Consider the following 9,822-nt stretch of genomic DNA (forward strand, 5'->3'; position numbering starts at 1 on the left):
GTCACCGGAACCACCACCAGCGCCGTACACCAGCCGCCTAGCACATCGGTCGGATAGTGCGCGCCCAGCGCGACCTGCGCCCACCCCATGGCGGCCTCGCTGCAGGTGCTGAAGCTGGAGATCGGCGGCGACACCAACTCCACCGACGGCGCCGAGCCGAGCATCGAGCACACCCGCGGCACGGTCGACTGCAACCAGGGCTACGAGTGGTGGCTGGCCGAGCAGGCCAAGGCCCGCAACCCCGACATCAGGTTCTACGGTCTGTCCTGGGGCGCCCCCGGCTGGATCGGCGACACCGGCAGCGGCGGCAGCTTCTGGTCCCAGGACAGCGTCGACTACCTGATGGACTGGATGGGCTGCGCCGCCCAGCACCACCTGACCGTCTCCTACCTCGGCGGGTGGAACGAGCGCGGCTTCGACAGGGCCTGGTACGAGAACCTCAGGAGCACGCTCACGGCCCGCGGTTACGGCGCCACCGAGGTCGTCGCCGCCGACGACACCTGGGCCGTGGCCGACGCGATGGCCGCCGACCCGGCGTTCGGGAAGGCCGTCGACGTCGTCGGCGTGCACTACCCCTGCGGGTACCTGAGCGCCTTCACCGAGTGCCCCAGCCCGCCGGCCGCCCGGGCGCTCGGCAAGCCGCTGTGGGCGAGCGAGAACGGCTCCGAGGACGCCGACGCGGGCGCACCGGCGGTGGCGCGCGGGATCAACCGCGGCTACCTCGACGGAAGGATGACCTCGTACATCAACTGGCCGGTCATCGCCGCGCTCTACCCCGACCTGTTCTTCTCCACCGACGGCATGTCGATCGCCGACCAGCCGTGGTCCGGCACCTACAGCATCGGCAGGACGACCTGGGTCACCGCGCACACCACCCAGTTCGCCAAGCCCGGCTGGCACTACGTCGACTCCGCCGGCGGGTACCTCGGCGGCGTCCGCACCAACGGCAGCCACGTCACGCTGAAGAGCACGAACAACCGCGACTACAGCACCGTGATCGAGACGATGGACGCCACCGCCGCCCGGACCGCGAGCTTCACCGTCACCGGCGGCCTGTCCACCGGCACGGTCCACGTGTGGTCCACCGACCTCAGGTCGACCGATCCGGCGGACTGGTTCGTCCACCAGCAGGACGTCACCCCGGCCCACGGCTCGTACACCCTCACCCTGCAGCCCGGCCGGGTCTACACCGTGACCACCACCACCGGCCAGGGCAAAGGCACCGCCACCCCGCCGCCCGCCGCGCCGATGAAGCTGCCCTACGCCGACGGCTTCGAGACGCCGGCCACGACCACCTCGCCGAAGTACTTCGCGGACATGAACGGCGCCTTCCGGACCGTCGCCTGCGGCGGCGGCCGCACCGGCACCTGCCTGCGCCAGATGGCCCCGACCACGCCGATCCGCTGGACGGACGAGTCCTACGACGCGCCGTACACGATGATGGGCGACGGGGGCTGGTCCGACTACACCGTCACCGCCGACACGATGTTCGAGCAGTCGAGCACGGTCGAACTCCTCGGCCGGGTCAACCAGCAGGGCCGCAACAACAACGGCCTGAACGCCTACCACCTGCGGGTGAGCGACACCGGCGCGTGGTCCATCGACAAGAGCGACACCGGCTGGCACTTCACCACCCTCGCGAGCGGCACCACCACGGCCCTCGGCACCGGCCGCTGGCACACCGTCGCGCTGACCCTGGACGACGCGACCCTCACCGCGAGCATCGACGGCACCGCCGTGGGCAGCGCGAGCGACGCGAGCTACACCAACGGCCGGGCCGGACTCGGCGTGACGGGCTACCAGACCGACCAGTTCGACGACTTCGCCCTCACCCCCGGCACCCCGACCACCCACACCGGGCCGCTCGCCTCCGCCCTGCCGGGCACCTGCGCCCGCCCCACCGGCGGCACCAGCGGCGCCGCCGTGCAGCTCTGGGCCTGCGACGGCAGCGCCGAGCAGGTGTGGACCCGCACCAACGGCACCCTCACCCACGACGGCAAGTGCCTCGACGTGACCGGCGCCGCCACTGCCAACGGCAGCGCGGTCGAGCTGTGGGACTGCCACGGCGGCGCCAACCAGCAGTGGTCGCCGCAGCCGGACGGCACCCTGAGGAGCGCCCAGTCCGGCCGCTGCCTCGACGATCCGGCGGCGGCCACCGCGGACGGCACCCCGCTGGAGATCTGGGACTGCAACGGCGGAGCCAACCAGCGCTGGACCCTGCCGTAGCCTCCGGCCCGCCCCACTCCGGACACCTGCCGGCCCCGCGCGGAAACCCCGCCGGGGCCGGGCAGTTCGACTGCGCCGGTGACCGCGGCGGCGAGGGCGTGGGTGACCGCGCTCAAAGTTGTCTGGTCAAGTTTGGTAGGCGTTCTTCCAGTGGACAGCGCCGGCCGGTACTTATGTCCCGCTCATGGCGAACAGCCATGGCACCCACCCTCACCAACGGGACGAGGTACCCCCCATGAGACTGCGCTTGAGCTCCCTCGGCGGGCTGCTCGCCGCCCTCCCCCTGGTCGGCGCACTGGTCGTCGTCACCCCCGCCACCGCCGGGGCCACGGGCGGCAGCGGCAACCTGATCGTCAACGGCGACGCGGAGGCCGGCGGCTACTGCACCGGCGACTGGAGCGCGGCCGCCACCGTCCCCGGCTGGACCGTCCAGGCCGGCGGCCTCGACGTCATGTGCCACTCGGTCGCGTCCTTCGGCCTGCCGAACGACGGCCGGACGCCCGGCAAGGCCTTCTTCGGGCCGGGCAACTTCGGCGACGGCTCGATGTCGCAGACCGTCGACGTCTCCTCGGCCGCCACGGCGATCGACGGCGGCGGCGTGCACTTCAACCTCGCCGGCTGGCTGGGCGGTTGGACCGTCAACAGCGGCTACGTCGCCGTCAGCCTGCACTTCCAGGACGCCGCCGGCCGCCCGCTCGGCGCCACCGCCAAGCTGCCGACCGTCTCCGCGACCGACCGCGGCCTGAGCACCCAGTTCCTCTCCCGCAGCGCCACCGGAGCGGTCCCGGCCGGCACCCGGTCGATCCAGGTCGAGGCGCAGTTCCTCTCCACCTCCAGCGAGAGCGGCTACCTGGACAACCTCTCGCTCACCCTCGACACCCCGGTCACCCCGCCCGCGCCGCTCAGCCCGCCCGCGTCCGCCGTACCGGGCTACGACCACGTGTTCGTCGTCATGATGGAGAACACCGACTACACCCAGGTCATGAACGACCCGGCGGACACGCCGTTCATGCACACCCTGATGTCCCAGGGCGCCACCCTCACCGACTCCCACGGCGTCTACCACCCCAGCGACGAGAACTACCTGGCCATCGCGGGCGGCGACACCTACGCCAAGGGCGCCACCTACTTCCCCAACATCAACTCCCCCCAGCGCAACCTCGGCGACACCATCGAGGAGGCCGGCAAGACCTGGAAGGCCTACGAGCAGGGCATGGGCACCCCCTGCAACACCGGCAAGAGCAGCGACAGCTACTACGAGCCCGACGACGCGCCGTTCATCAACTACACCGACATCAGCGGCAACCCGGCCCGCTGCGCGGCGCACCTCTTCGACACCACGCAGCTCACCACCGACCTGCAGTCCGCGGCCACCACGCCGAACTTCTCCTGGATCGCCGCCGACGACTACTACGACGGCGAGGCCTCCGGCAACGGCAGCGCCACCAGCCTGAAGGTGCAGGACGGCTGGCTGCAGCAGACCCTCGCCCCGGTGCTGTCCTCCCCGGCCTGGACCCAGCAGCGCTCGCTGCTGCTGCTCACCTGGGACGAGAGCCACGCCGAGGCGTACAACCACCTCGTCACCGTCGCCGTCGGCTCGCAGGGCACCGTCCCGGCCGGGACCAGCAGCCCGCTGCACTACGACCACTACAGCGTCGGCCGCACCATCGACCAGGCCCTCGGCCTGCCGGGCCTGACGGCCAACGACACCTACGCGACGCCGCTCAACGCCGCCTTCGCGCCGTCCCGGGCGACCGCGCCGACGCTGACCGGCGACCTGAACGCGGTGGCCGGCGGCGGCAACGTCACCCTGCGCTACGCGCTGCCGAACGCCTCCCAGGCCGGTGCGAAGAACTGGGTCGGCTTCTACCCGGCGGGCGTGACCCCGGGCTCGCGGTCCTCGCTGACCTGGTCCTACGCGCCGAACCAGAGCGGCGCGGTCACCTTCGCCACGGGCAAGCTGGGCGGTGCCGGCGCGTACGACGCGTACTTCCTGGCCAACGACGGCTACTCGGTGCTGGCCGGCCCCTTCCGGGTGACCGTCGGCTGACGCCGCGCCCGGTGCGGCGGGTCGGGGCGACCCCGCCGCACCGGGCATCCGGCCGCGTCCCCGACGGGCGCGCAGGTCCCGGTGACCGCGGCCGTCGTCCGGGTGCTCAGGCGGCGGCGAGGCCGAACCTGGCGCGGTGCGAGGCGGGGACCAGGTCGGTGTACTCCGGGTGCTTGGTGATCCAGCCGCGGATGAACGGGCAGTAGGGCAGGACGGAGAGCTTCTGCTCGCGTGCCGCGTCCAGGGCGGCGCGCGCCAGCGTGCCGCCCAGCCCCCGGCCCCCGAACCGGGGGTCGATCTCGGTGTGGATGAAGGCGATCTCGTCGCCGGAGCGGTGGTACTCGGCGAAGCCCGCGAGGTCACCGTCGTCGTGGATCTCGAACCGCGATATCTCGGCGTTGTCGACGACGGACTGCTCCATGGTTCCTCCTCCTGGGTGCGGCCCGATCGGGCCGACGAGCAGAACTGTAGTTGAAGAATCAACATTCGTCGACGGGGGTCGCCGACCCGGGTGCGGCCGGATGCTCCGACGGGTGTCAGAAGGCGACGATGCCCTCGCCGCCGACGCCGCGGGGGACGACCTGGGAGCCGATCGGCGTGAGGGACCCGTCGTCGCCGATCGCGAACTCGTCGAGGATGCCGTCGACGCCGGTCTGGACGTAGAGGAAGTGCCCGTTCGAGGAGACCGCGGCGTCGACGGTGCCGGGATCGGTGGGCGTGTTGCCCAGCGCGGTCAGCCGGCGGCCGTGGTCGGCGGTGCGGAAGCCGCTGAGGGTCGAGCTGCCCGCGTTGGAGGCGTAGAGCAGGTCGCGGACGGCGACGATCCAGCAGGTGGCGGACTGGTTCGTGGGTGCGAACGCCTCCTGCGTCGCGGTGCCGTCGCGATGGACCGTGAAGGTGGCGACGGCGTTGGTCCCGGCCTCGGCCAGGAACAGGCCGTGCCCGCCGTTCGGGACGAAGGCGAAGGGCACCGCCCCGGGCAGGGTCGTCGTGACGGGCGTGTCGGCGGGGGTGCCGGAGCGGTCGAGGTTGAAGACCAGCAGGCTGCTGCCGTTCGCCTTGGTGGTGACCACGAGCTGGGAGCCCTCGCCGGTGAAGCCCACCTGCCCCGGGGTGTTGGTGAACTGCGGAGTGGCGTTCGGGTCGAGCCCCAGCGGACGGTTCCGGTCGGCCCGCGCCTCCAGTCGGCGGTCGTGAACGGTGTAGCCCTGGATCGAGCCGCCGTCCAGGGCGTTGAGGACGTAGACGGCGTCGTCGTGCACCGCGACGCTCACCGGGAACCGGCCGCCGGAGCCGACGACCTGGCGCAGGGCGAGGCGGTCGCCGTCCACCGAGAACACCGAGACGGTGTCGCTGCCGGCGTTCACCGCGTACAGCAGGGCGTGGCCCGGGTCGTAGGTGAGGGAGCCCTGCGAGGCCAGGTGGTCGGCGACCGAGCCGTCCAGCACCCCGCCGAGGCCGTGGGTGTCGTAGGTCCCGGCCGGGGTGAGCTGCCCGTCCTCCGCCCGCCGGTAGGCGACGACCTGATTGCCCGCCGGGTCGTCGGTCTGGACGAACACGGCGTGGTGCCCGCCGCGCGGGTGTCCGGCGCCGCCGTGCGTCGCGGCGGCCGCGGACGGGGCGCAGACGGCTGCCGCCGCGAGCGCGGTCGCGAGGGCGACGGCGAGCCGAGTGGTCTTCTGCATGGGGTTCTGCCTTCCAGGGGTCCGGAATCGATCCCGGCCCGGGGCTGGGTGCCCGGCCGGGAGTCGGGGCGACGGGGGCGAGGGTCGTGGCGGGTGCCTGCGAGGGGCCCGTCACGTCGCCCCGCGATACGGTATGTGACGTTTTGTCCGAAACCGTTGAGGCCGACGGTGTCGGTCCCGGCCGCCCCGGCGCTGCCGCGGATGCGGAGCGAAGCGGCGTACGTGTCGCTCGGGGGCGCGTGCGCCGGGGTGCAGCACAGTGGGGGGACGACGGCGCCGAGGGACAGCGAGCAGCGATGGGAATCCGGGTCGGATGCGGCGGAAGCACGCGGTGTCATGAGTGACACCGCCTGGACCGGCGCGGCGGTGGCCGGTGTCGTGGCCGTCTACGCGCTCGGGTCGGCGCGGCTGGCTCGGTCGCCGGTGTCCGCCGCGATGGTGTTCGTCGGCTGCGGGATCCTGATCGGACCGGTCGGCCTCGACCTGGTGAGCCTGGCGGACGACGCCGGGCCGCTGCTCGCGCTCCTGGAGGCCGCCCTCACCCTGGTGCTGTTCACCGACGCCACGTCGGTGCGCCTCGGGGACCTGCGCACCGGCGGAGCGCTGCCGGGCCGGCTCCTCGGGATCGGCCTGCTGCTCAGCATCGGGGCGGGCTGGCTGCTGGCCTGGCCGCTCCTGCCGGGGCTGACGGCCTGGGAGCTGGCGCTCGTCGGTGCGATCCTCGCCCCCACCGACGCCGCGCTCGGCGCGAGCGCCATCTCCGACCCGCGGGTGCCGCGACTGGTCCGTCAGACGCTGAACGTGGAGAGCGGACTGAACGACGGCATGGTGCTGCCCTTCTTCGTCCTCTTCCTGGCCGGCGTCCCGGGCACCTCCTACGCGGAGGAGGGCGTGGGCGGGACGTTCTGGCGCGCGCTCCTGCTCAGCACCGCGTTCGGCCTGGCCCTCGGCTGGGGCGGCGGTCGGCTCCTGCGGTGGGCGGCGGCGCGCGGCTGGGTCACGGGCGAGTGGCGCCAGATCTACGTCCTCGCGGTGGCCTTCGCCCCGTACTCGCTCTCCGTGGTCACGCACGGGAGCGGCTTCATCGCCGCGTGGGTGGCCGGTTTCGCGTTCGCGCAGGGGCTGGGGACGGGCCGGCCCGCCGCAGCCGGCGCACCCGCCGCCGCCGGGCCCGCCGCGGACGACGGGCACACGACCGACCTGGCGGAGTACCTCGGCGGCCTGCTGGCCGTGCTGAGCCTGCTGTTCTTCGGCGCGGTGCTGCTCGGCCCGGCGTTGGAGCACCTCAGCTGGCGGATCGTCGGCTACGCCGTGCTCAGCCTCACCGTGGTGCGGATGGTGCCGGTGGCCCTCGCCCTGCTCGGCAGCGGGCTGCGGCCGCCCACGGTGCTCTACATCGGCTGGTTCGGGCCGCGCGGCCTCGCCTCGATCGTGCTCGGGCTCCTCGTCGCCGAGGAGCACATCACCGCGGTGGCGACGATCGGGCGGGTGGTCGCGGTCACCGTCGGCCTGAGTGTGCTGCTCCACGGCGTGTCCGCGGTGTGGGCCGCGGGCCGGTACGGCGGGTGGTACCGGCGGGCCGCCGGCGCACTGCCGGGGTTGCGGGAGAGCGCGAGCGTACCGGCCGTGCGACGGCGTCGCAGGATCACCCTGGTCCACCGGCCGGACAACTGAGCGCCACCTTTCCACGGCGTCACCATGCTCACGACGAGCTGACCCGGAGTGCTCCCGTCATCACAGGTCACAGGGCACGTCCTGGTGGTCGGGACGTCCGCGGTCGGTTGCCGCCCGGCCGATGCAGCTCCGAAGCCTCAGCACAAGATGCACACATCCCCTTCTTCGGGCGGCCCTGATGCTCTAGATTGACCGTGCTTCGCGAGTTTGGGCACGAGTGGACAAATGGTGATCTACGGGTCCGGCCCTGCGGACGGCCAGCCGCCGTGCCCCGGCGCCGGACGTGGGGGTGATCGATTCTTGGAGCCCGTGAGGGCGCTTGGCGTGCCGGGAGCAACCGTCGACGGGTCCCCGCGCGCATCGAGAGGCGGGCGGGACGTACGGGTCCGCTGCCGCCGGGGTGGGATGTTCACGTAGCGCTGCAACAACCGGTTTTGCCATGTCGCGGGGAGGCGGGGGCGTCCTTGCGGAAGGAACAGCGCGGCGCGGGAGGCGGTGCCTCCCGGGGGAGGAACAGTGCGGGAGGCGCATGCGCCTCCCGGGGGGAGGAACCGTGTGGAGCGAACACGTCGAACCCACTGGTGACCTGGAAAACGCTGTGGAGGAGGGGGAGTTAGCCGACTCGTTCCGGTCGGTCCGGGGGCGCCCGGGGAACGGGGCGATCAAGCGGCCCGCGCGGCACTGGGAGCAGCGGTACCGCCGGACCGTGATCGTCAGTGACACCGTGGCCACCGCCTTCGTCGTGGCGGCGATCGGGGGCTTCTTCGGGGTCCGCGACGCGGCCAACTGGCACGAGAAGTGGGGGATCCTGGCCTTCGGCACCGAGCTGCTGGTGCTGGGCGCGCTGACGGTGACCCGCTCCTGGGCGCCGGCCGTGCTCGGCCAGGGTGCCGAGGAGTTCCGCCGGCTCGGACGCTCGCTGTTCACGGCGGCCGTCGTCCTGGCCCTCGGCGGGATCGCCCTCAGCTCGCACAACATCAGGCTCTGGATCTTCGTCGCCATCCCGGCGATCACGCTCGTCACCATGACCGAGCGGTACCTGCTGCGCCTTCGGCTGCACAAGCAGCGCAACGAGGGACTGTGCCTGCGCCCGGTGCTCGCCGCCGGGAGCGTGGCCACCGTGCGCGACCTGATCGCCCGGACCCGCAAGTTCCCGCACCTCGGCTGGCGGGTGGAGGCGGTGTGCACGCCGGACGGCCTCGGGCCCGACGGTGACCGGCTGGACGGCGTGCCGGTCGTCGGGCGGCTGACGGACGTCGCCAACCACGTCCGCCGCGACGGCTACCGGGTCGTCGCGATCACACCGGACCCGCACTGGTCGCCGGAACGGCTGCAGCGGCTGGCCTGGAACCTCGAAGGCAGCGACGCCGAGATGGTCGTGGCGCCGGTGCTGATGGAGGTGGCCGGCCCGCGGCTGCACGTCGACGCGGTGCTCGGGATCCCGATGCTGCGGGTCAGCATGCCGGCCTTCACCGGGGGGCACCGGGTGGTCAAGGAGGTCGTCGACCGGCTGGGCGCCGCCGTCCTGCTGGTCCTGCTGGCGCCGCTGATGCTGTTCGTCGGGCTGCTGGTGCTCGCGGACAGCCGTGGCGGGGCGTTCTACCGCCAGCACCGGGTCGGCAAGGACGGCCGCGAGTTCACCATCGTCAAGTTCCGCACCATGGTCGTCGGCGCCGACCGGGCGCGGGCCGGGCTGGCCGACCGCAACGAGGGCGCCGGCCTGCTGTTCAAGCTCCGCCGGGACCCTCGGGTGACCAGGGTCGGAGGAGTGCTGCGCCGGTACTCGCTCGACGAGCTCCCGCAGCTCGTCAACGTGCTCACCGGCTCGATGTCGCTCGTCGGCCCGCGGCCGCCGCTGCCGGAGGAGTCCGCGGCGTACGGCCCGGAGATCCGGCGGCGGCTGCTCGTCAAGCCCGGGCTCACCGGCCTGTGGCAGATCAGCGGACGCAGCGACCTGCCGTGGGAGGAGGCGGTGCGGCTGGACCTGCGGTACGTGGAGGACTGGTCGCTCGCCCTGGACACGGTGATCTTGTGGAAGACGCTGCGGGCCGTGCTCCAGGGGCAGGGGGCCTACTGATGGGTGGGGGGCGGCGGCCGGGCGGGGCCCCGGCGGCAGGCCGCAGGGCGACGCGCGACAACGAGCCGGGGGGGCCGATTTCGAGCGGCGGGCGGGGGGCGGGCGAGTTA

The 9,822-nt window shown here is 72.9% G+C and carries 6 protein-coding genes and 1 pseudogene; 4 read left to right on the forward strand and 3 right to left on the reverse strand.

Translation table 11 applies throughout. From position 1 onward, the window contains the following. A pseudogene (locus ABT048_RS41760) lies at window positions 1-95 on the reverse strand (phosphatase PAP2 family protein); the annotation flags it as partial. Here ABT048_RS41760 and ABT048_RS34560 point away from each other — a divergent pair. Then, window positions 88-2,226: a ricin-type beta-trefoil lectin domain protein gene (locus ABT048_RS34560; RefSeq protein ID WP_350525554.1), complete on the forward strand. Its 2,139-nt coding sequence runs from the start codon at window positions 88-90 to the stop codon at window positions 2,224-2,226. The pseudogene ABT048_RS41760 and the gene ABT048_RS34560 sit on opposite strands and share 8 nt — an antisense overlap. A gap of 235 nt (window positions 2,227-2,461) precedes the next feature. Next, the gene (locus ABT048_RS34565; RefSeq protein ID WP_350525555.1) at window positions 2,462-4,276 is read left to right on the forward strand and encodes an alkaline phosphatase family protein; all 1,815 of its coding nucleotides are present in this window, start codon (window positions 2,462-2,464) and stop codon (window positions 4,274-4,276) included. A gap of 106 nt (window positions 4,277-4,382) precedes the next feature. Here the strand turns inward: ABT048_RS34565 and ABT048_RS34570 are convergent, their stop codons facing one another. Together ABT048_RS34570 and ABT048_RS34575 are read right to left on the reverse strand one after the other, a co-directional pair. Beyond that, window positions 4,383-4,697, reverse strand: a complete 315-nt coding sequence (locus tag ABT048_RS34570; RefSeq protein ID WP_350525556.1) for a GNAT family N-acetyltransferase — start codon at window positions 4,695-4,697, stop codon at window positions 4,383-4,385. Between the two features lie 115 nt (window positions 4,698-4,812). Next, on the reverse strand, window positions 4,813-5,961 hold the full coding sequence (locus tag ABT048_RS34575) for a lactonase family protein (protein ID WP_350525557.1): 1,149 nt from the start codon (window positions 5,959-5,961) through the stop codon (window positions 4,813-4,815). A 336-nt stretch (window positions 5,962-6,297) separates the two neighbouring features. On the opposite strand from ABT048_RS34575, the gene ABT048_RS34580 reads away from it, so the two are divergent. Together ABT048_RS34580 and ABT048_RS34585 are read left to right on the forward strand one after the other, a co-directional pair. Then, on the forward strand, window positions 6,298-7,635 hold the full coding sequence (locus ABT048_RS34580; protein ID WP_350525558.1) for a cation:proton antiporter: 1,338 nt from the start codon (window positions 6,298-6,300) through the stop codon (window positions 7,633-7,635). A 598-nt stretch (window positions 7,636-8,233) separates the two neighbouring features. Next, window positions 8,234-9,712, forward strand: a complete 1,479-nt coding sequence (locus ABT048_RS34585; RefSeq protein WP_350525559.1) for a sugar transferase — start codon at window positions 8,234-8,236, stop codon at window positions 9,710-9,712. Window positions 9,713-9,822 lie beyond the last annotated feature (110 nt).

Source organism: Kitasatospora sp. NPDC096140 (assembly GCF_040303045.1).
Classification (GTDB): domain Bacteria; phylum Actinomycetota; class Actinomycetes; order Streptomycetales; family Streptomycetaceae; genus Kitasatospora.

What these genes read in the sequence shown, in the direction of transcription:
- ABT048_RS34560 (WP_350525554.1), top strand. Translation starts at nt 88, where the DNA reads ATGGCGGCCTCGCTGCAGGTGCTGAAGCTGGAGATCGGCGGCGACACC.
- ABT048_RS34565 (WP_350525555.1), top strand. Translation starts at nt 2,462, where the DNA reads ATGAGACTGCGCTTGAGCTCCCTCGGCGGGCTGCTCGCCGCCCTCCCC.
- ABT048_RS34570 (WP_350525556.1), bottom strand. Translation starts at nt 4,697, where the DNA reads ATGGAGCAGTCCGTCGTCGACAACGCCGAGATATCGCGGTTCGAGATC.
- ABT048_RS34575 (WP_350525557.1), bottom strand. Translation starts at nt 5,961, where the DNA reads ATGCAGAAGACCACTCGGCTCGCCGTCGCCCTCGCGACCGCGCTCGCG.
- ABT048_RS34580 (WP_350525558.1), top strand. Translation starts at nt 6,298, where the DNA reads ATGAGTGACACCGCCTGGACCGGCGCGGCGGTGGCCGGTGTCGTGGCC.